Origin of the sequence: Marinobacter shunpengi (assembly GCF_045449715.1) — a bacterium.
Classification (GTDB): Bacteria; Pseudomonadota; Gammaproteobacteria; order Pseudomonadales; family Oleiphilaceae; genus Marinobacter.
The window spans coordinates 264,898-287,528 of the sequence record NZ_JBJJLA010000017.1 but is presented as its reverse complement, the minus strand read 5'-3'; the positions used below and the strand labels follow the sequence as shown (position 1 = coordinate 287,528).

The following is a 22,631-nucleotide window of genomic DNA, read 5'->3' as shown; positions in this document are numbered from 1 at the left end:
AACCAATTTTCCATTGCAGCCCCCTGATAAAACACGATCCTCATTCTCCTGGTAGCCATTTTCAGTCAGCACTGATTTCGTTGAATTCGATCTTGAATTTCGACGGGGAAAGGACACCTTCGTAGAGCTTCGGAGTGAACGGCCCTCGCTCAACCATATTGAGGACTCGATTTTTATCTCTTGGGTCCACTTCCACACCGAAATATAGACCGATAATGCTTTCTGGATGCAATAGGAGTGAGTCTCCGTCACTCGGAACGGCCTCTGCGCCAGGCGCAAAAATATGCCGGAATTCCTGTTCGTATTGCCATGCTTTTGACTTGATGAGGGCAGCCTGCATGTTTCGTTCATCAGTCACAGGTGGATATGCGAACTGAGGGTACTCTGTCTGATACTTTACCTTGCGAGCGTCTGCGATTGGCCATATCGACGCGTCAAATTCGATACAAACGCCGGTATGAGAAGCTCCGTAATGGGACCACATCAACAGATTCTCATTCGAGGTGGTAAAGCTGAACATGCGCAATTCGGCAAACGTATCAAGCCCAGTTTGATGGAGGAGTTGCGACAGCAGCGCCGGGTTTAGGGCACACCCTACAATTCTGGCCTGGGCCTCGTGATCAGGCATGCCGTACTCCCTGAGCACCCCGTATAGTTTTGCAAGCACAAGTCGACGTTCGTCGTCACTTTCTGGCTCCCTGTAGTGCGGTTTACATTCAAATGGATCATTGAGTGATTGAGGAGATGAGTGATGGAGCTTCCCGTCAACAAACAAGTGCTCCAACAACCAATCTTTAACGCCTGTAAGCCTACGAAAATGAAAAAGCTCACGTTGTCCGACCTTCTCTGGGTAGGGATGATCGGCCTCGAACTGCTCCCATGAAATCATACTTAGCACTTAGCCCCCTTACGCGACTCATCTATTCCCCTCACCACCGCTGTCATGCCTTGGTATTGGTCTGTTGAGTGATTCTTGCGTCATCCCTCGTTGCTCAGCGTTGTACTGCCACGTCAAAAACTTTTCTTTCAGAGCTTTGTTCTCATACTCAAGTTTTCGAATTTTCCCAAGCAAACCTTCGATTCTCGCGTGAGCCGTGTTTATATCGTTGGGACGCGCTGCCGTAGCTCCACTCAGATCTAGCTTCTGGGATCGCTTATACAGCTGGAACGCATCTTTGATTTGCTGCTTCCGGTTCAATGCCTGCCGTGTAGTTTTAATGCCCAGGCTTATCTCGCAAGCCTTGACCAGCGCATCCCATTTCAGGTCGTACTTCCAGCCCTCAATGAGCGCAAGAATGCGATTCACATCATTCTCGGTAAGATGCTTTGCCATGATTATCGACCCAAAAGCTTACGCAATTTTTCTTGATCAAAACCAGGCTCTGATTTCGAGAAGGGAGGTAGTTTAGGAGCCTCACTCTCTTTAAGTTTACCTCGTGCGGCAAGCGCCTTTGTCACGCTCGTAAATCCATCGTCCTGGCAGGCGATCACAGAACCGTCAGGCACGTCGGGATTCTCCAATATTTCGACGAGTTCGCAGGCCCTCTCGTAATCCCTCATGGTGTCTTTAAGCCACTTGTCAGCTCCAAAGTAACCCTCGTCGATGCCCCTTTGTGCTTTTTCAAGGTTGACTCGAAGCGCCTCTTTCTCGAATTTTATCCGGCGAAGCTTTTCGTCATCGCCTTTGATACATTTGTGCTTCGAACAACCAAGACAACCGCGAGCTTTTGGACAAGGCTCCACCGAAAAATCGTGTTCACACTTCCCATAGAGCGTCGTATGGGCGATCCGATCACCGCTTCCGCCGAGTTCCTCTAACATTATCGGTTCGTTCTTGGCTGATAGCTCCGCGAGGTTTGTTTTCTGCGATCCAAGGCCTACTGATCTTGCTCTTTCTACCCGCTCTTCGGTCGTTTCGTGGTTATAGACTTTGTTCTGGGAGAGATTGAGTCGAGATGACCAACGGGCCCGCTCGACTTCACCAACATTGCCTTTTGCTGCCAGCGTATTGAGATAGTGACGGAACTGGTGCGTTGTCAGACCGAAATCGCTGCCTTCGTATCCCCACCTCTGGAAAATATTAAGACCTTTATCACGAGCACCTTTGGCAGGCGTCAGAGCTACGTTCAACTTATTTTTGTCTTGAGCCTCAATCGAAAAGAGCTTGGCTTTAAATTTCTTTTCAAACTGGTAGGAGTAGTAGCAATTCAGCGCGTGCTGGAACTTAACCGTTTTTGCTTCCGTGGTGAACGGGAATGTTGGCGGTAGCCAATACTCGCGTACAAACACGTTTAGCTTGCGTAGGGTGAGCGTAAGAACATCCTGATTGGCCGGAGATGGCTTCCCGGCGTACATGCCATCCAGGGCCTCCCTTAAGATGGTCTTTGACGCTTTACAATCCTTTCGCTTGTCGAGAACCTTTAAAGTTTGGTTTAGCCAAGTCTTAACACAGTGCCGTGGGGTTCCTTGAGAGCCTTCCAAACACATCGTCGCCAGAACCTGCTCATGCGTCAAAATGACATCTTGTCTAACATTGGGACACTCTTCGTGAATCGGGAACTCATCTGGACTCTCCTCCAGTTTCCTTGCGAGCTTTCTAGGCCCTTCTGTGATTGACGTAAGCCGCTCAATCGCCTCAAGGCAAAAATGCTGAAATGTCTTGGGGACTGGCTTATCACTAAACCCAAACCCCTTCTGTCCGTACCAGTTCAGGAAAAGCTCTTGTTCGCTCTTTGAGTTTTCCTTCCAAACGACACAGTCTTTTGCAAGCTGGTTGAGTTCATCAACACGCCCCGGCGCTGAAAGCAGAATTACGCTGTTGGAGCTAACAAAAATATCTCGGTGCTCCGTAGGCTTGGCAACCCAGATTTCAGCCAAAGCGTCCAGAACTTTGGGGTTCGGCATTCTTTTCTTTCGATCATCTTCGCGCTTTCGGTGACCCTCTTGGTCCAGTGGTCTTCCAATGGGGTTTTTCCAGTGGAGGGGCTTAGCAACAAGCTGATTGTTATCCAAAAAGTTTGATAGCGCTTGAAGCTGCTGACCGACTCGGTACGCCCGGTTCGCTGACTTGTGAACTAAGGGGTCACTACAAACTTCTGCCGCACGATCCATAACTCCGCTATGGACTAGTGTGATGTTGGCAGAATAGCCCAGATCCAGAAGGGCCTTCTCTACGAGTCGGAGTGCGACTACTTGAGAGACTTCAGCGGTACGATTGAGCGTTTGTTGGTGAATACAATACGCTTTTGCGAACTCAATGAATTGTGAATCTAAAACGTCACTTGGACCAAAGGTCTTGCTTCGAACGTTCGCCCCCAGCTTCGAGAAGGCCAAGCTCTTAATCCAATAACTCCAGTTCACCGCCTCCCAATCAAGAGGCACATCTCCTTTATCAAAACCTCGAAGACTTTTGGCGAAGTCCACGTAGGCAGTCACTTGCTGCTCAGCTTCGAGATTTGCCTTCGGCTTAAAAATAATGACGTCAGACATTGGCTTATTCCACCTCCATGATCTCTACCCGCTTGAGTTCACAGCGGTGAATAACGTCCTCGACTGCCAAGATCGTTCGATCTAGCTGGCTAGCGATAGTTTCGTCCCCAGTAGCATCCAGGATTTCTCTTCTCTCATCATAGAGATCGATCAGGATCTCCTCGTGAGGCGCGTCAATCCAAGGCTGAAACTTAATGCATGTGTAACAGGCAATTGGCGCTCGTGAGCCGCAGAATGCGAAATTCCCACAAGTTCCGACATTGTCGGAGCCCGTGTTGGTGCGGATACGACTTTTAGGATCGTCTCCTCTGACAGCGTCTGCCTCATCCCTAACAAGCACGCCCGCAAAAGCTTGTGCCAAAGGCCCTAAAAGCTTGCCAATTTTCTGGTCTAGCCGTGTCGCCATATCCGCTGACGTAGATACGTATACTCCTGCATTTTGGTAGTCAGTGTGGTCAAGTGCTCTGGCGATCACGCCCACACCAGCGCCTTCGCGAGCCAAGTCTGTCCCTATCGTTCTTCGGAAGCGGTGGGAAGTGAGATTTATGATTTCACCAGTACGCTCTGAGTGCACGTTTATCACTCTGCTCACATATCTCAGTCGTTGCGCCAGTGCCTGTTCACCGAGGTGGTGCTCTTCAGATGTTTTCCGAGCTTCTAGAATTGACGGCAAATCCCGAGCGAAACCTTTCCAGGCCCCAAAGACTGGGAGCAAATCATCTGTCACCTGGTGGATCAGGTACCTTTGAGCTTTGGGGAGGCACTCCTCAACCGTATCCAGCGACTCTTTCCTCAATATACGGACTAGCTGATAGAGATCTTCCGAGATACTGAAAGTTGAGAACTCCTCTCTGAATCCAGAGCCCCGCTGCTTACCACGAGGCATATCTACGGATGCCTGCCTGTTATTCAGTTTGAAATCACTTACACGTAGGTTTTTGATCTGGTTCGTCCGACTTCCCCGCTGTGCGAAAAGGAAAGTCAAAACGTAGTTTCCTGTGCTCAGGCGATCTTCAAGAAAGGCGTTGTTAATGCCGTCAATAACGGCCTGAAGCTCAATTGGCGTGTAAGGGCCGATAAATGGATCGTGAGATTTGACCGCCTCGCCTTTGACGTCACCCTTTAGCTTTACCTGATAAAGGGCGTCCAGGTAATCTTTGGAAATGCCCCCCATACCTGTCTCAAACCAGAACTTGAAGAAGCCCCGAACCTTCCCGAGCGCCCCCTCACGCTCTCTGCCAAGCTTAGGCTTCAAGGACAGGAAATCTGCCTCTTCAAGAATATTTAGGTCAGCCCCGAATTTGGCCGCAAACATGTTGAGCGTATTGGCAATTGCGCAAACAGAGCCGGCTTTGCAGACCCTTGCGTATAAGGCAAGTGCCAACTTGAAATATCCCCACGACTCCTCGGGAATGATTAGCTTGCAACCTCCAGCCAAGTTGACGTTTTGATGTTTATGCCGAAGTTTCCAGCGATCCTCCGACGGGAGAAAAGTCAGACCAGCAAAGGACTTATGGGGGGTGTTGAGCAGCGTCTCTATTTCGCTAGGCGATTTTTGTTTACTTGGGATCATCACGTTCCCTCTTTACGGTCTGGAATTTTGAATCTCGCTGCTCAAGCAGCTGCTTGGCTTTATCCTCATCGAAACGACGGTTATAAACTTGAGCCATCGTCCCCTCCGGCTTCCAACCCATTAGGTAGGCCCGGCTATTCTGATCAAACGTTCTTCTGTCGTCTTCTGGGAGGTCTTTCATTTTTTCGTCAACCAGACGAGAATAATTATAATTCCAGTGATGACGAAGCTTGTGCGGGAACAGTCGTCCCAGTGCCGGAAATGCTTTGGATAACTGACCGAAGATGTAGTTAATCGTCTTGACGCTAATGGGAGAGCCGTTTCCTCCCCGATGCGAAATCAACAGGAATGGGTGGGTTTTTGCTCCTGAAACTTTTGCTCGACTATGCAGGACGTAATTATCGATTTGCTCAATCAAAGCAGGGGAAAGAGGGATACTTCTCTCTCCAGTCTTTGCCTGAGGTTGCAAAGTGCGGGGATCGATTCGGTCATTATGACGACGATAAATGCTTACTGCGGGATTAACGAAGTCAATATCTGATACACGTAGCGCTGCAAGTTCGCTACGACGCATGCCTGTTTCGAGCAAAACGTGAACGATTATTAGATTCCGAAGCCTCACATCTGGGTTAGCTGACCAAGGGTTTTCGGGGTGATTCGGCATGATTTTCTCTAGCAGAATCGCCTCCTGATCAGTGGTAAGTTCAATCCGAGAACGTTGCCTGTGCTTTTTAACTTTTGGCTTGTAGGACTTTATCTCTTGCAGCATCGCTGAAAGACCAAGATCGTTATCACCACATCCCACCAACTTTTTATAAAGAAACTTCAGATAATCAGTGATATGACCAACTCTCGCTGATGCCTCATGGCGCTCCACCTCCGTGTAAGCCGATTTCAGCAATCTGGCCCCCGAGCGGATACGATTAATCGTCGCCGAATCCCACGCACAAAAATCTACCAAGCTCAAACACTCGCTGCCCTTCAACGCTTCACCAGACCCAAAGCGCTCCTCCAGTTGAACCCCCTCCAACTCGCACCAAGAGTAAAGCAACCTTAGGTGGTGCTGAATATTACGCTGCGTATGAAGCGAAGATCCTCGTTTTTGAGTAGTGATGTATAAAGACGGGTAATAGACCGGAATGCCGTGCTGCAAAAGGAGCGCAAACCGACGACCGTCCTCCACTTTCAGCAGTTCAACTTTATAATCCACTTCGCACCCTCAAAACGTCACTTAATACATATTAGTAAATACCAAAATTAAGCACAAGTAATTTCGTGACAGCAAAAATTTCTGTAAGCACAAAAAAGCCCCGCTATTGCGGGGCCTTAGAATCAAACATAACTACGAAACGTTACACTTTACATGATTCGGAGCCTAGAACGGAATATCGTCATCAAAATCATCCACCGGTTCCGGCATGTTGCCCTGACCGCCACCGGGCTGGCTGTAACCGCCGCCCTGATTGCCCGCAGGTGCCCCGTAGTTGCCCTGAGGGTTACCCTGGGCCGCCGGCTGCGGTTGTGACTGCGGCCGCCCCTGAGGGGCACCCTGGTTCATTCCGCTGTTGTCACCACCCCGGCTGTCCAGCATCTGCATCTGGCCATTAATGTCCACCACCACTTCCGTGGTATAGCGGTCCTGGCCGTCCTGACCCTGCCATTTGCGGGTCTGCAGCTTGCCTTCGATATAGACCTTGGAGCCCTTGCGAAGGTACTGACCGGCTATTTCCGCGATCTTGCCGAACATGACAATCCGGTGCCATTCGGTCTTGGGGACCAGTTGACCGGTCTGCCGGTCCTTGTAGCTCTCGTCGGTGGCCAGGTTCAGATTGACCACTGCGTTGCCGTTTGGCGTATAACGGGTTTCGGGGTCCTGCCCCAGGTTCCCGATCAGAATGACCTTGTTAACACCTCGTGCCATGATTCACCCCTGCTCTGTCGTTGTTCATCTCTGACGCTCCATCGCCAGCATCGTATTCCTGCAACTCTACCACGAATTCATCCCCGTCCCGATCCCGGTAGCGCGGGGTCGACATGGTACCAGCCACCACCAGCCATGCCAGCAGCACCAGCACCATCAGGCCGAATACACCGTCGACACCGGCCCAGCCAGCCATGGTGCCACCCGCGGCACCCCCGAGGAAGGCACCAAAGAACTGTGACGTGGAATAGACGCCCATGGCGCTACCCTTGGCGCCTGCCGGCGATTCCTTGCTGATCAGCGATGGCAGGCTGGCCTCCAGCAGGTTGAACGCCATAAAAAAGAAGAACAGCCCGAACCACGCCGCCGTCAGGGTAACGGCCCATTGCCACAGGGCCATGCTGGCCAGTGCCAGCAGCGCCACCGCACCACAGAGAACGGCTTTCATCTGGCGTTTCTTTTCACCCAGGATAATGAACGGCACCATGGCGAAGAAGGAGGTTACCATTACCGTCAGGTAGAACCACCACATGTCGTCCATCGCCAGCCCGAGCCCGTCGGACAGCATCACCGGCACCTGGATAAACAGGGCCGTCAGGGCCAGGTGCAGGGCAAAGATACCGAAATCCAACCGCAGCAGCCGCTGGTCCCGCAACACCTGCCCCAGCATTTCCCGGGCCGGCAGGTGCTCGCCTTCAGTTACCATGGCCGGGGGATCCGGCACCAGCTTCCAGACGATCACCATGGCCACCAGGGCCAGCACCGCCGTGAGGTAGAAGAGCCCCGCCAGGCCCGCGAACTCACTCAGCAAAGGCCCCAGGATGAGTGACAATGAGAAAGACAGTCCGATGGTCACACCGATGCTTGCCATCGCCTTGGTGCGCTGTTCCGCCCGGGTAAGGTCGCTGACCAGCGCCATCAGCACGCTGGCAATGGCCCCTGCTCCCTGCAGGGCGCGGCCGAGGATAACCCCGAAGATATGATCGGACGACCCGGCCACCAGGCTGCCAAGCGCAAAGATAACCAGGCCTAGGTAAATGAGGCGCTTGCGGCCGAACCGATCCGACATGGCCCCGAAAGGAACCTGCAGGCACGCCTGACTGAGCCCGTAGACACCGATGGCCATACCCACCAGCATGGGGGTGGCACCCACCAGTTCCGGCCCCAGCAGGGCGAAGACCGGCAGCACCATGAACAGGCCCAGCATGCGCATGGAGTAGACGGAAGCAAGGGCAGCCACGGCCCGACGTTCAGAATCGTTCATCAAAATGTCGCAGCGTGAGAATGAAAGCCGCCAGTCTACCAGATGAACCCGGCAAATTTGCGCATCTGGTCATGGGCTGGGTCAACGTTGCGATACCAGGACCATCTTTCTAAGCTTGTCACGTCGTCCGACCTTTTATCTGTTCAAGGCGGGCGCCCCTGATTACAATTCGCACACATTTCTCATCGGGTAGTACATTGTGGATCTAGCAACCTTGATAGGCCTCGTCGGAGGCGCCGTCATCATTGGTATGGCAATCATTCTCGGCGCTTCTCCAGGTGTGTTCATGAACGCTCCCTCGGTACTGATCGTGGTACTTGGAAGCCTCTCGGTGGTGCTGGCCAAGTTCAGCTTCAGGCAATATTTCGGCGCCCTTAAGGCAGCCGGGCGGGCCTTCTCGTTCAAGCTGCCGGACACCCAGGACCTGATCGAGGAACTGGTGGATATCGCCAATGTCGCCCGCAAGCAGGGCGTACTGAACCTGGAAGGCCGCGAGGCCAGTTCGGAGTACCTGCAGCAGGGCATCCAGCTCCTGGTGGACGGCCAGGCCGCCGATACCATCAGGGAACTGCTCAACAAGGAACGCGTGCTCACCATGGACCGCAATCGGTTTGGCGCCAAGGTCTTCCGGGCCCTGGCGGATGTGGCGCCAGCCATGGGCATGATCGGCACCATTGTCGGCCTGGTGCAGATGCTGTCGAACATGGAAGACCCCAAGAGCATCGGTCCGGCCATGGCGGTAGCCCTGCTGACCACGCTGTACGGCGCCATGATCGCGAACCCCATCGCCGACAAGCTGGAGCTCCGTCTGACGGAGGAAGCCCGGATGCAGTCCCTGGTCTCGGATGCCCTGGTGGCCATCCAGAACGGCCAGAACCCGAGGGTGATCGAGCAGTTGTTGTCCAGCTACCTGCCACCGGCAAAGCGTGACACGGCCGAATCCGGAGCCTGACCCCCATGGACGATCTACCCGAAGAGGAAAAACCGGGCATCCCGGCCTGGGTGGTGACCTTTGCCGACCTGATGTCGCTGCTAATGTGTTTTTTTGTGCTGCTGCTCTCCTTCTCGGAGATCGACGCCATGAAGTTCAAGCAGATCGCTCAGGAAATGTCGAACGCATTCGGCGTGCAGCGGGAGGTGGCGGCGGTGGACATCCCGCAAGGTACCAGCCCCGTGTTCCAGCACTTCACCCCCGGAAAGCCCGAGCCCACCGATCTGGATGAGGTCCGACAGAGCACCACCGAAACGGACCCGTTCCTGGATCGTGAACCGGGCACCCAGCCCGGGGAGCAGGCAAAAGGGCAGGCTACCGCCTCGGCCATGACGTTTGCCAACGACCTGGCAGAGGTGCTGGAACAGGAAATCACGGCGGGCCAGCTCGACGTGCAGGCAGACCCGGGCAAGCGTCAGATCATTATGCGGATTGAGGAACGGGGGTCTTTCGCCTCCGGATCCGCGGAGCTGACCTACTCAATGGTTGATCTGCTCTATCGCATGAGCAAGGTACTGGTGGACATACCAGGGGATCTGACCGTGGAAGGCCATACGGATGACGTGCCCATCGGCAGTGGTGGCCGCTATGAGTCAAACTGGAACCTGTCCGCCGACCGGGCAGCGGCGGTGGCGAATGCGCTGATTGAGGCGGGGCCACTGGATGAACGACGCTTCCGGGTCATGGGGCTGGCCTCCACCGAGCCCCGCCGGCCCAATTCGTCGCCGGAGAACCGCGCCCTCAATCGTCGTGTGGAGATCATCGTCGACCTGTCGGATGATCCCGGCGAAACCCCGACCACCCTGGACGAACTGCCGCCGGACATCCTGGTGGAACCGGACCGCACACCCGCCCCGTCAGGGGAAACACTGACCTGGTAACCGACACCGGATCACCCCGGACGCTTGGCCAGAGACCTGAAGCCGGTATACTGGCGTATTCCCTTGCTGAGAATCGAATCGCCAGAGGAGCATTATGGAGTCCATCCAGGTCAAAGGCGCACGCACGCATAACCTGAAGAACATCGATGTTGAGCTACCCCGGGACAAGCTGATCGTGATCACCGGGCTGTCCGGGTCGGGCAAGTCCTCCCTGGCATTCGACACCCTCTACGCGGAAGGCCAGCGTCGGTACGTGGAATCTCTCTCCACCTATGCGCGGCAGTTCCTGTCGATGATGGAGAAGCCGGACGTGGACCACATCGAGGGGTTGTCTCCGGCCATCTCCATTGAGCAGAAGTCCACCTCCCACAACCCCCGCTCCACCGTGGGCACTATCACCGAGATCTACGACTATCTGCGCCTGCTGTTCGCCCGCGCCGGCGAACCCCGGTGCCCGGACCACGGCCAGCCGCTGGAGGCCCAGACCGTCAGCCAGATGGTGGACCAGGTGCTGGCCATGCCGGAGGGCAGCAAACTGATGATCGTGGCGCCAGTGATCCGCGATCGCAAGGGCGAACACCTGCAGGTCATCGACACCATGCGCAGCCAGGGGTTCATCCGCATGCGGGTGGATGGCTACGTCTACGACATTGACGACGTGCCGCCCCTGGACAAGAAAAAGAAGCACTCGATTGATGTGGTGGTTGACCGCTTCCGGGTGAAAGAAGGGCTGGAGCAGCGCCTGGCGGAAAGCTTCGAGACCGCCCTGGAACTGGCAGACGGCATCGCCCTGGTGGCCGACATGGACAGCAAGCAGGAGGACGTTACCTTCTCCGCCCGCTATGCCTGTACCCAGTGCGGCTATTCCCTGAGCGAACTGGAACCGAAGATCTTCTCCTTTAACAACCCCGCCGGAGCCTGCCCCACCTGCGACGGCCTCGGCGTGCGCCAGTTCTTCGATCCCGAGAAAGTGGTGTACAACCCCGGTGCCACCCTGGCAGCAGGCGCGATCCGGGGATGGGACCGTCGGGCGGTCTACTATTTCCAGATGCTCACCAGCGTGGCCGAGCACTATGGCATCGATATGGATACCCCTTTTGCGGATCTTCCTGAAGACTTCCAGACGGTGGTCCTGCACGGTTCCGGCAAGGAGGAAATCCCTTTCCGCTATGTAAACTCCCGTGGCCATATCATGGAGAAGGAGCACCCGTTCGAAGGGGTGCTGCCCAACCTGGAGCGCCGCTACCGGGAAACCGAATCCCAGAGCATGCGCGAGGAGCTCGCCCGGCACCTGAGCACCCAGCCCTGCAAGGACTGTGGCGGTTCAAGGCTGCGCCGTGGTGCCCGCCATGTCTTCATTGATGAACACAACCTGCCGGACATCACCCATCTGCCGGTGGGGGATGCCCACAGCTATTTCCATGACCTGACGCTGCCCGGCACCAAGGGCGAGATCGCCGAGAAGATCCTCAAGGAAGTACGGCAACGGCTCCAGTTCCTGGTCAATGTGGGGCTGGAATACCTGACCCTGGAGCGTAGCGCCGACACGCTTTCGGGCGGCGAGGCCCAGCGCATCCGCCTGGCCAGCCAGATTGGCGCCGGCCTGGTGGGCGTCATGTACATCCTCGACGAGCCGTCCATCGGCCTGCACCAGCGTGACAATGACCGGCTACTGGCCACCCTCACCCACCTGCGGGACCTGGGGAACACCGTCATTGTGGTGGAGCACGACGAGGATGCCATTCGCGCCGCCGACCATGTGCTGGATGTGGGCCCCGGTGCCGGCGTTCATGGCGGCCATGTGGTGGCCCAGGGCACACCGGACGACATCATCGCCAACGACAACTCCCTCACCGGGCAGTACCTCAAGGGCACCCGGGAAATCGCAGTGCCCGCCACCCGCAACAAGGGCAACGGCAAGACCCTGACCCTGACCGGGGCCAGCGGCAACAACCTCAAGGATGTGACCCTGGAGCTGCCCCTGGGGGTGATGACCTGCATCACCGGCGTGTCCGGCTCCGGCAAGTCCACCCTGATCAACAGCACCCTGTACCCTGTGGCGGCTACCAAACTGAACAAGGCCACCAGCCTGACCCACGGGCCTTACAAGTCCCTCCAGGGCCTGGATAACCTGGACAAGGTCATCGACATTGACCAGAGCCCCATCGGCCGCACGCCCCGGTCCAATCCAGCCACCTACACCGGCATCTTCACACCGGTGCGGGAGCTGTTTGCCGGCACCCAGGAAGCCCGCAGCCGGGGCTATAAGCCGGGCCGCTTCAGCTTCAATGTGAAAGGGGGACGCTGCGAGGCCTGCCAGGGCGACGGCATGATCAAGGTGGAAATGCACTTCCTGCCGGATATCTACGTACCCTGCGATGTGTGCAAGGGCAAACGCTACAACCGCGAGACCCTGGAGGTGCGCTACAAGGGCAAGAACATCCACGAGGTGCTGGAAATGACCGTGGAGGAGGCCCGGGAATTCTTCGACCCGGTGCCATTCCTGGCCCGCAAGCTGCAGACCCTGGTGGACGTGGGCCTGTCCTACATCCGCCTGGGCCAGAGCGCCATCACCCTGTCCGGCGGCGAGGCCCAGCGGGTCAAGCTGTCACGGGAACTGTCCAAACGGGACACCGGCAAGACCCTGTACATCCTCGACGAGCCCACCACCGGCCTGCACTTCTACGACATCCAGCAGCTACTGACGGTCCTCCAGCGACTACGGGACCACGGCAACACGGTGGTGGTAATCGAGCACAACCTGGATGTCATCAAGACCGCCGACTGGATCATCGACCTGGGGCCGGAAGGTGGCTCCGGTGGTGGTGAGATCATTGCCGAAGGGACGCCCGAGGACGTGGCGCACAACAAGCGTTCCCATACCGGGCGGTATCTGAAGTCACTGGTTGGCTGAAAGCCGGTGCCCAGGGCTGTTTACCGGGCAGCCCTGAGTCCTTGCTGAGCCATCGGCAGTACCTGGGAACGCAGATAGTAATCCTGCAGGCGGTGATACTCCTCGGCCCAGCGGGTGCTGAATGGCACCTGCGCCTCCGGCTCTGGCCCGCTGTACAGCGGATTGTCCTTTACCCATGGGTAATACCATTCCGCCCCACGACTGAACGCGCCATACTGATTAATGACGCGTTCCGCATTATAACCGATGTTACTGACCCCCTCCGTGGCAAGCAGGTTTTCCCCACCCAGAGTAATGTAGTCCTGATCCGACAGGCTGAAATGATACAGGGTCGGAAACATATCGCGGTGGGAGCCAATCCGCATGGGGTCATAGCGGTACGTTGTATTGCTCAGGATCGGCTCCGGTATGCTCAGGTAAAAGGGCACGGCGTACGCCAGGCCATATTCCGTTGACTCTTCGGTACTGACGTGACGCACACGGTGGTCGCCAGTCACCGCTATTACGGTATTGTCCTTCAGTTGCTCCGACCGCTTGATACGATCAATAAACTGCCCCAGAGCATCGGAGGCGTACTGGTAGGTAGTAAGCACCACTTCCGCCTGTTTCTCCTCAAACCCCATCAACGAAGACAGGCGTTTGCTGACGGCTACCGGCTTGGCGTCGTAATAAGCCGGTACTTTATAGGGTGAGTGATTGGTCACCGTCATGATAAACAGCAGGGTCGGTTCTTCCGCGCTTTCCAGAATCCTGTTCGCGAACCGAAACAGGTAACCATCAGGCACGCCCCAGGTGCCGGAGTACTGCGCCGCCTCTGGAAAGACCTCGAGAATGTCGTTCTCATCGTAGACGCGATCAAATCCCTGTACCGGCAGGTAGTTAGACAGATTTCGCCACATACCGTTACCGCCATACAGGAATGCCACGCGGTACCCTGCCCGCTTATAGGGCAGAATCGCGGAGCCCCGCAGCGCCTTGTTCTGAACCGATGAGTGACTGATGGTCGCCACCGGACTATGGAACAGGGTCATGACGATACTGTCGATGGTCCCCGAAGTGCCCGCCATAAAACGCCTGAACAGGAAACCTTGCTCCAGGTGTGGCCGGAGACTGCCCAGCAGGTCGTTTTCCGGCAGACGGTCTTCCACCATGATGTTCATCCCCATGCCTTCCATCATTGCCATGACAACGTGGGGAGGGTGCTGCTCCAGATAGGCATTGTTCGGGGTGTGATAAACCGGGGTTGGCTGACCGAGTATTTTTTCCATCTGCGCGGTCAGTTCGTTTTCGGAGACGGGCTCAAACCGGCGTTGTTCCTTGTAGTCGGAGGTGGCCCAATCCAGTGCCATGAACACGTTCGGCGTGATCATATTCAGCGGCCTGTATTGGGAGACACTCGCGTGGTAACGCTTCAGCGGATGGCTATCCAAAGTTCCACGCGCCACGACAAAGGTCACCAGCACCATCGACAGTACCGCCAGGGACGTAACACCCCAATGCCAGTATGCCCTTGGGTTTACAAGCCCCAAAGCACCGCGCAAAAACCACCGGGAAGACAGATACGCCAGTAGCCCAACAGCCATCGCTAACAACAAGCCGCGGATAACCGGATAATCCTGCCATATATTGATCAGTACAGCTTTAGAGTCATCTTCCCATAAACCGAAGACAAACAGATCCACGTAACTGCCGTAGGTCTGATAGTAATAATAGTTACAGATACAGCCGACCACATACAGACTGGCAATCACAACGTGATAACCAACCGCAAACTTCAGCCACCGCTGATAAGCCCGGTGAAAGGCAGCAACCATAAGACCGCTGAGCAGTAGAGGGGAGTAGGCTATCGCCGTTACCTTGGCATCAAAACGACCACCAACAAAGAATGCCCGCCATATATCATCACCAATGCCCTGCTCTGGCAGCGAGCCCTGCACACTGATAAAAAACAGATAACGGGAAATCAATAAAATACTGAATGAGAAAACAAAGAACTGCAGTAACAGCAAGGATAGCTGACGAAAGCGGGATTGGTACTTCATTGCACGGCTGATCCTGACAAAAGTAATATCTGGTCGTTATTGCACTAACGCACCAGACGTATATCAGCACCACGGATCTCCGGAGGTATCATGGATATCCAACGAATCAAGAGTTCATATTGCTCAAAGGCCCGAGCACCGGAATCCTGATACGCGACTGATAGTTCCCGGTGAACAACAACCAGCGTATACAGCGCGGGGCATTCGGAGGGGGTCAGGAGCGTCAAGGTTAGCAGGTCGCTATTATAGCACCACGGTCATGTAGCTGTCACATACATATTTTCGCAGGCAGGTGAGTCATGGCTGCCGCCCGCAACTCTGGCTCAAGACGTCTCGCCACCTGCCTGCCCTCCTCATGCAGGAGGGGATTGGCCAGGATCAAAAAGACTACGGCAAAGCGTGTTCAATGCATCAGGGTATACAGCTTTCGCCGATAAGTCCGCACATCCGGGTTGTTGTTACCCAACTTCTCGAACAGCTCCACCAGTGTTGTCTTGGCGATGCCGTCCTTGTAGTGGGGATCGGTCTGCATCAGGCGGATCAGCAGGTCCATGGCCTCGGCATTGCGGTCGTTCAGGGCGTACTGCATGGATAGCTGGTGCAGGGCGTCCGGGTCTTTCGGGTCCTGCTCCAGGGCCATTTCCAGATCCTTGATGGGGGGCAGTTCACCGGCCTGGCGCAGGATATTCAGCCGGGCCGCCAACTGCTTGGCCTTGGGCTGCAGCTTCTCTTCCGGCGGCAGGCTTTCCAGCACCTGCTCGGCGGTATCCAGGTCGCCCTGCTCCGCCTTGATCTGGGCCAGGTCGATCAGCACCTTGAGGTCGTCCGGGTTCTGCTGGTTGAGCTGGCCGAAGATGGCCAGGGCGCCGTCCAGGTCGCCCTCTTCCCATAACCGGTGAGCCTTGTCGTAGGGCGCCTCCTGCTCCTCGGCCTTTTCCACATGCTGCTCAAGGAGCTTGCGCACCTCGCCTTCCGGCAGGGCGCTGTTGAAACCGTCCACCGCCTGGCCGTTCTTCACCAGGATCACCGTGGGCAGGCTGCGAACCCCCAGGCTGGCGGTAAGCTGTTGCTGCTCATCGGCATTCACCTTGGCCAGCAGGAAGCCGCCATTGTACTCGTCCGCCAGCTTTTCCAGGATCGGCATGATCTGCTTGCAGGGCGCACACCAATCCGCCCAGACATCCACCAGGATCGGGGTGGATTGAGAGGCGTCCATGACCTTCTCCTGGAAGTTGTCCATGGTGGCTTCGAAGATAAACGGCGAATTGCTCATGGCAAGAGTCCTGTCTGGTCCGGTAAGTGGTTACGAAAACTATCCTGTACATGGTGTCATTGGTACTGAATTCAAGCCAGGCCGCATCCATTGCCAACCTTGAATTCCCATACCTTGCCGCTACATAGCAGGAGAGACCCATGATCAGGCCGGGCCCGTCGCCCGGTAATCCCATTCGCGAGGACATGAGGAAGACAATGGCCGACGACCAGCAGCACGACCAACCGGAAGACGACATCACTGAATACATTGGCCGCGACGAGAACACCGGCACCAGCCTGGTTCTGCCTGGCGAGGCCCGCCCGCGCCGCATGTACGTCATTCCGGTGTCCAACCGGCCCTTCTTCCCCGCCCAGGTGCAGCCGGTGATGGTCAACCAGGACCCCTGGCACGAGACCCTCAAGCGGGTGGGCGATACCGAACACCACATGATGGGCATCTGCTTTGTTGAGGATCCGGACCCGGAGCGCAGCATTCCCGCGAGCGAGGAACTGGAGACCATCGGCTGCGCGGTCCGCGTTCACCACGCCCAGCAGGAAAGCGGCAAGGTCCAGTTCATTGCCCAGGGTCTGACCCGTTTCCGCATTACCCAGTGGTTGCGCCGCAAACCACCCTACCTGGTGGAAGTGGAATACCCGGACGAGCCCGAGGAGCAGGCTGACGAGCTGAAGGCCTACACCCTGGCCATTATCAGCGCCATCAAGGAACTGCTGCGCTCCAATCCGCTCTATGGCGAGGACGTGAAGCAGTATCTGTCACGCTTCGGGCCGGACGACAGTTCACCCCTGGCGGACTTCGGCGCCTCCATGACCAGTGCCCCCGGACGTGATCTGCAGGATGTGCTGAACACCGTACCGCTGTTGCGCCGGATGGAGAAGGTGCTGGTGCTGATGCGCAAGGAACAGGAGGTGGCGCGCCTGCAGGCTGAGATCAACGAGGAAGTGAACGACAAGGTGCAGAAGCACCAGCGGGAATTTTTCCTGCGGGAACAGCTCAAGGTTATCCAGCGGGAGCTGGGTGTTGCCAAGGACGACAAGACCGCCGATATCGAACGCTTCCGGGCCCGCATGGACAAACTGGAACCCAACAAGGATGTGCAGTCCCGGTTCGACGAGGAAGTCCAGAAGCTCCAGGTGCTGGAACAGGGCTCCCCGGAATACGGCGTCACCCGCAACTATCTGGACTGGATCACCCAGGTGCCCTGGGGCATTACCTCCCAAGACCATTTTGACCTGGGCCATGCCCGCAGGGTGCTGGACCGGGACCACGACGGCCTGACCGACGTGAAGGACCGGATCGTGGAATTCCTGGCGGAAGGCACCTTCAAGGGGGAGATCTCCGGCTCTATCCTGTTGCTGGTAGGGCCGCCCGGTGTGGGCAAGACCTCCATCGGCCGCTCGGTGGCGGAAGCCCTGGGCCGGGAGTTCTACCGTTTCAGCCTGGGTGGTATGCGTGACGAAGCCGAGATCAAGGGCCACCGCCGCACCTACATCGGCGCCATGCCGGGCAAGTTCGTGCAGGCCCTGAAGGACGCCAAGGTGTCCAACCCGGTGATCATGCTGGACGAGATCGACAAGATCGGCACCTCGTTCCAGGGCGACCCGGCCTCGGCCCTGCTGGAAACCCTGGACCCGGAGCAGAACCGGGACTTCCTGGACCATTACCTGGACGTACGCCTGGACCTATCCAAGGTGCTGTTCATCTGCACCGCCAACCAGCTGGACACCATTCCCCGGCCGCTGCTGGACCGGATGGACACCATCCGCCTGTCCGGTTACATCACCGAGGAAAAGCTGGCCATTGCCAAGCACCACCTGTTGCCCCGGCTGCTCAAGCGGGCGGGACTGCTGAAGAAACAGCTCAACATCACCGATGCCGCCATGCGTCAGGTGATCGAGGGCTACGCCCGGGAATCCGGCGTGCGGAACCTGGAAAAGCAGCTCCACAAGATTATCCGCAAGGGCATCGTCAGACTGCTGGAAAATCCGGACCAACCGGTGAAGGTGGGTGTTTCCGACCTGGAGGGTTTCCTGGGCCAGCCGGCCTTCCGCAAGGAGAAAGCCCTGAAGGGCGTCGGCGTGGTCACCGGCCTGGCCTGGACCGCGATGGGCGGTGCCACCCTGAGCATCGAGGCGTCCCGTATCCACACCAACCAGCGGGGCTTCCGTATGACCGGCCAGTTGGGTGACGTGATGAAGGAGTCCGCGGACATCGCCTACAGCTATGTGTCGTCGAACCTGAAACGGCTAAAGGCGGACCCGGCCTTCTTCGACAAGTCCTTCGTGCACCTGCACGTTCCCGAGGGTGCCACGCCTAAGGATGGTCCCAGTGCCGGGGTCACCATGGCCACGGCACTGCTCTCCATTGCCCGCCGGGAGACCCCGGCACAGGGCATCGCCATGACCGGCGAGCTGACCCTGACGGGGCAGGTGCTACCCGTGGGCGGTATCCGCGAGAAAGTGATCGCCGCCCGGCGTCAGAAGATCAACACGCTGATATTGCCGGAAGCCAACCGTGGCGATTACGAGGAGTTGCCGGACTACCTGCGGGAAGGCCTGACGGTACACTTTGCCAGGCACTACAACGATGTGTATCAGGTGTGCTTTGGTAACAAACCCAAAAAGGGCGCAAGCGTTCACTAAAGCAGTCGCGCCCAGCACGAGCCCCGGGGGTGGGGAGGCCTTTCAGAGCAGGGCCATGGATGGCCCGGTAGCAAGGTCGGTCCAGGGATGGGCCGTGAATTGCGGCGGCGAAAGGCCTCCCCACCTCCGGGGCGTCCCCGCTATATTGCCAGCCTTCGATCGACCTACCAGATAATCGCGATATCCCCGCGCTGGATATTCTCCAGCGCACCGTACTGCGGAATCACGCCATTGGCGTATTCCGGGAACACATTATCCAGGGTAACTTCGATATCCGCTTCCAGCAGTTCCGGCGTGGCATCCGGGCTGTCGAAATGGGAGTAGCTGCGATACAGCGCCAGGGTATCACCCGGACGCAGACCGGCCGTGGCGCCGGAGGCGAGGGTCACCTTGGTGCCTTCCACCCGGGTAATACGGGTCATAAACGGCTGGCAGGCCAGTGCGCCCTGGATATCATTGCGCATCTGCGTCACCAGGTCCGCCACCGCCTGACCGTAGGGGGTTTCCAGGAAACCCGCCGAAGCAAAACCGGAGGACTGGCCCTTGCCGGCATCCCAACGCCCCCGAGTCTGGAAGCGCTTCTGGTAGACCGGGGAACCGCTGAAGCCGTCGAAAATCATCATATCGGCGATAAAACGTCGCTCGGTATTGGTGGCACCCAAGCCCCGACCGATACTGTGCAGCACCGAAGTGTTCCAGGCGGAGGGGTCCTCCACGCCGATATCCCGGATCACACCCGCCACTACGAACTGCGCCCCCAGTTCCCGGGACACGTTGATCACATTGGTCAGCCGGTTATCGAACTGCTGGCTGGTAGGAGCATTCATGACATCCGGATACAGCTGGGTACCGGACGCTTTCAGCACCTGCAGGTTGCCCTGGGCCTGTAATCCGGACTGCAGCCACTGCGGCAACATCTGGCCGGCATCGTCCAGGCCGCCCAGGCGCGCCTGTTCCGGTTGCTGGAGGGTAAATCCGGTCACCGCCACCCGCTTCTTAAGGCCGGATGCATTACCCGCCTGGCAACTGTTCTCACGGTCTGACACCTGGGCGCGGACGGTCACCCGAAGGGCGTTACCCACCCGACGTTCATCCACCACCTCGACATGACTGATCTGCGCCCGGGATGAGACGGTCAACTGTGAGTCGGTAATCCGGCCATTGAGCACCGTCTCCTCACTGCTGACTCGAACGTCCTGTTGAAGGGCTACATCCCGGATGGCCGCCTCACGGGCTTCCGCCCGGGCAGCGTCCAGGTCGCCACCATGGATAGTGGCAATACCTGTGCCTTCCAGGGTCCCGGCACCGGAGGCGAAGCTGATTCCCAGCAGCACAGCCAGGGTGATTGTGCGGATCGTCAGTGTCATGGACATCGCCATCAATCCAGATAGTACAGGGAGTCAGAGCCGTTGCTGACCACATCGCCCGTGGCCCCGTCACCGGTGGGGAGGGGGTCTGGGCAATAGCCTGAAACATCGCGGTCGCTGACCCGGGACACACACTCCCGGAAGCGCCGCTCCAGTTTCAGTTCCATCACGGTTTCGATCACGCCGTCATCGTGTTCCTGAATATCCACCAGCTTGGCACCGCGAAGATAGCTGTCCACATAGGTGCGGAACATGTCGCTGTGGGCAACAAAGTCACTGACGGTGGAGCTGCCATAGATCACCGTGCCGTAGACCCGCTCGGCCAGGTTACGATAGGCGTCCAGTTGCGAAGCCCGCCTGGCCATCAGGCGCTTGCGGGGGTTGGGCCGATCGGTGGCCACGTGTTCATAGGTGCCATACCCGCTGACACGGACGATGATCGGCTCGAAGTTATCCGAACCGTTCTGCGACTGCCCTTCATACTGACTGTTACTGGCGCAGCCGGACAACGCCACGATTAACAGCAGGGCAATACAGGATGACTTCATGGGCGACTCCGGTTGTCATTCAGGGCAAAACACTGCATGTTCCCATGAAAAATCCGGGCCATGTATCCCAATGCACTGTTTTAACAGTAGTTATAGGATCAGACCACTCTTCCAGGCACCCCCGGCGGCAAACCTTCGCCGCCCTTCCCTGTCTCCCTATGACCACCGATGTACCACCAGCCTTTGCAGCCAGATTGATCACAACTTTGCCTGACACGCGGTGGATCCGCATAATCGTGGCTTTGCGGTTGGATAACGGGCCCCCGGTTCATGGAAATCTATCTGGTTGGTGGTGCGGTAAGAGACAGGCTCCTGGACATTCCGGTCAAGGATCGGGACTGGGTGGTGGTGGGCGCCACGCCGGACGACATGCTGTTCCTGGGCTACAGGCAGGTGGGCGCCGACTTTCCGGTATTCCTGCACCCGCAAACCCACGAGGAATACGCCCTCGCCCGGACCGAACGCAAGCAGGGGCGAGGCTACCATGGCTTCTCCGTCTACAGTGCTCCGGATGTCACTCTGGAGGACGACCTGCGCCGCCGGGACCTGACCATCAACGCCATGGCGATGTCGGAGGATGGTGCCCTGGTGGACCCTTTCCACGGCCATGAAGACCTCCAGAACCACCGCCTGCGCCATGTCTCCGAGGCCTTCGCGGAGGACCCGCTACGCATCCTGAGGACCGCCCGGTTCGCGGCACGATTCCACCACCTGGGTTTCGAGGTGGCGGACGATACCATGGCGCTGATGCGGCAGATGGTTACGGACGGCGAGGTGCAGCACCTGGTGCCGGAAAGAGTCTGGCAGGAGATCCAGCGGGCGCTTCATGAGGTGACGCCGACCACCTTCTTCGAGGTACTCAGGGATGCCGGTGCCCTGGACTATCTGATACCGGAACTGGCGAACGATGGCGTGGTGTTCCGGAATGCCATGGCAGCACTGTCGAACACAGCCAATCGAGATCTGGCGACGGAGTGCCGCTGTGCCGCGCTTCTGCATGGGTTGTCGGTAGACCAGGTCACAGACCGGACGGCGGCGCTGAAGACCCCGAATGACTGTCGGGACCTGTCGCGGTTGGTGGTGGCGCTGGCACCGCTGGCTCTCGGGCGAACCCTGACCGCAGAGTCTGTGCTTGACCTGTTCAACCAGGCCGATGCCTGGCGGCGGCCAGAGCGGTTTGATTTACTGCTGGCGACATTGACCTGCCTGCCAGATGGCCTGGATTCGGACACCCGGCGGCGGTTTCAGGATGCCCTGGAGGGAGCCCGCTCTGTGGACGCCCGGTCTTTGATGGCTCAGGGTTTCAAGGGCAAGGAGCTTGGTGAGGCTATTGGTCGGGAGCGTTTGCAGGTCGTTGGTCGTTTTTTCGGTTGAGCTTTCTTTGCCGGCTGGGCTTGGGGGTGAGGCGTTGGGTGATGGGCTTTTCTCCACCGCAATTCACGGTCCATCCCTGGACCGACCTTGCTCCGCGTCATCCTGACGCTGTTACGAAAAGCCCATCCCCCAACACCTCCATCGAGATTCGGGAAGTCTCGTGTTTGGTGCCCCGGTCTGATTATGCCCACTCTCTGAATTTCGATAGAATCAACCTTCCCTTAATGCGGATAGCACATTACTCGATCCGGTATCCGGCAGGGGGTCTTTCGTAGCAGGACCATGGATGGTCCGGTGCAAGGTCGGTCCATGGACGGGCCGTGAATTGCAGCGGAGAAAGGCCCCCTGCCGG

Annotated in this window: 16 protein-coding genes; 5 read left to right on the top strand and 11 right to left on the bottom strand. The window is 57.4% G+C overall.

Annotated elements, in window-relative coordinates; genetic code table 11:
• Positions 1-61: 61 nt before the first annotated feature.
• The 7 genes from ACJO3T_RS11905 to ACJO3T_RS11875 form a co-directional block, all read right to left on the bottom strand.
• Complete coding sequence (locus ACJO3T_RS11905) at positions 62-889, bottom strand: DUF2971 domain-containing protein (RefSeq protein ID WP_406978574.1); 828 nt, start codon at positions 887-889, stop codon at positions 62-64.
• A gap of 27 nt (positions 890-916) precedes the next feature.
• A complete protein-coding gene (locus tag ACJO3T_RS11900; RefSeq protein WP_406978573.1) occupies positions 917-1,333 on the bottom strand; it encodes a hypothetical protein in 417 nt (138 codons plus the stop codon).
• Positions 1,334-1,335: 2 nt separating this feature from the next.
• Positions 1,336-3,489, bottom strand: coding sequence for a hypothetical protein (locus tag ACJO3T_RS11895; protein WP_406978572.1), 2,154 nt, complete (start codon positions 3,487-3,489; stop codon positions 1,336-1,338).
• A gap of 4 nt (positions 3,490-3,493) precedes the next feature.
• On the bottom strand, positions 3,494-5,062 hold the full coding sequence (locus ACJO3T_RS11890) for a site-specific integrase (RefSeq protein WP_406978571.1): 1,569 nt from the start codon (positions 5,060-5,062) through the stop codon (positions 3,494-3,496).
• Positions 5,049-6,272, bottom strand: coding sequence for a tyrosine-type recombinase/integrase (locus tag ACJO3T_RS11885; protein ID WP_406978570.1), 1,224 nt, complete (start codon positions 6,270-6,272; stop codon positions 5,049-5,051). Before ACJO3T_RS11885 ends, ACJO3T_RS11890 begins: the two co-directional genes overlap by 14 nt.
• Positions 6,273-6,437: 165 nt before the next feature.
• The gene (gene ssb, locus ACJO3T_RS11880) at positions 6,438-6,983 is read right to left on the bottom strand and encodes a single-stranded DNA-binding protein (RefSeq protein ID WP_406978569.1); all 546 of its coding nucleotides are present in this window, start codon (positions 6,981-6,983) and stop codon (positions 6,438-6,440) included.
• Positions 6,967-8,247 carry an MFS transporter gene (locus tag ACJO3T_RS11875; protein ID WP_406978568.1) on the bottom strand — a complete coding sequence of 427 codons (1,281 nt, stop codon included), beginning with the start codon at positions 8,245-8,247 and terminating at the stop codon, positions 6,967-6,969. The genes ssb and ACJO3T_RS11875 overlap by 17 nt, the downstream gene beginning before the upstream one ends.
• Before the next feature lie 199 nt (positions 8,248-8,446).
• Here ACJO3T_RS11875 and pomA point away from each other — a divergent pair, with 199 nt between their 5' ends.
• From pomA to uvrA, 3 genes are all read left to right on the top strand, one after another.
• On the top strand, positions 8,447-9,199 hold the full coding sequence (gene pomA, locus ACJO3T_RS11870) for a flagellar motor protein PomA (protein WP_406978567.1): 753 nt from the start codon (positions 8,447-8,449) through the stop codon (positions 9,197-9,199).
• A gap of 5 nt (positions 9,200-9,204) precedes the next feature.
• A complete protein-coding gene (locus tag ACJO3T_RS11865; RefSeq protein WP_406978566.1) occupies positions 9,205-10,119 on the top strand; it encodes a MotB family protein in 915 nt (304 codons plus the stop codon).
• A 94-nt stretch (positions 10,120-10,213) separates the two neighbouring features.
• Positions 10,214-13,033 (top strand): excinuclease ABC subunit UvrA, encoded by a 2,820-nt coding sequence (gene uvrA, locus ACJO3T_RS11860; protein ID WP_406963830.1) that lies wholly within the window; start codon positions 10,214-10,216, stop codon positions 13,031-13,033.
• Positions 13,034-13,053: 20 nt separating this feature from the next.
• On the opposite strand, the gene ACJO3T_RS11855 is transcribed toward uvrA, so the two are convergent.
• Positions 13,054-15,075 (bottom strand): LTA synthase family protein, encoded by a 2,022-nt coding sequence (locus tag ACJO3T_RS11855; RefSeq protein WP_406978565.1) that lies wholly within the window; start codon positions 15,073-15,075, stop codon positions 13,054-13,056.
• A gap of 403 nt (positions 15,076-15,478) precedes the next feature.
• Positions 15,479-16,348, bottom strand: coding sequence for a tetratricopeptide repeat protein (locus tag ACJO3T_RS11850; RefSeq protein ID WP_406963828.1), 870 nt, complete (start codon positions 16,346-16,348; stop codon positions 15,479-15,481).
• Between the two features lie 197 nt (positions 16,349-16,545).
• On the opposite strand from ACJO3T_RS11850, the gene lon reads away from it, so the two are divergent.
• Positions 16,546-18,990 carry an endopeptidase La gene (gene lon / locus ACJO3T_RS11845; RefSeq protein WP_406978644.1) on the top strand — a complete coding sequence of 815 codons (2,445 nt, stop codon included), beginning with the start codon at positions 16,546-16,548 and terminating at the stop codon, positions 18,988-18,990.
• A 164-nt stretch (positions 18,991-19,154) separates the two neighbouring features.
• Here lon and ACJO3T_RS11840 read toward each other — a convergent pair whose 3' ends face one another.
• The gene (locus ACJO3T_RS11840; protein ID WP_406963827.1) at positions 19,155-20,357 is read right to left on the bottom strand and encodes a flagellar assembly protein T N-terminal domain-containing protein; all 1,203 of its coding nucleotides are present in this window, start codon (positions 20,355-20,357) and stop codon (positions 19,155-19,157) included.
• A gap of 11 nt (positions 20,358-20,368) precedes the next feature.
• Positions 20,369-20,905 carry an LPP20 family lipoprotein gene (locus ACJO3T_RS11835; protein ID WP_406963826.1) on the bottom strand — a complete coding sequence of 179 codons (537 nt, stop codon included), beginning with the start codon at positions 20,903-20,905 and terminating at the stop codon, positions 20,369-20,371.
• A gap of 270 nt (positions 20,906-21,175) precedes the next feature.
• On the opposite strand from ACJO3T_RS11835, the gene ACJO3T_RS11830 reads away from it, so the two are divergent.
• Positions 21,176-22,279, top strand: coding sequence for a tRNA nucleotidyltransferase/poly(A) polymerase-related protein (locus ACJO3T_RS11830; RefSeq protein WP_406963825.1), 1,104 nt, complete (start codon positions 21,176-21,178; stop codon positions 22,277-22,279).
• The last annotated feature ends 352 nt before the right edge of the window (positions 22,280-22,631 follow it).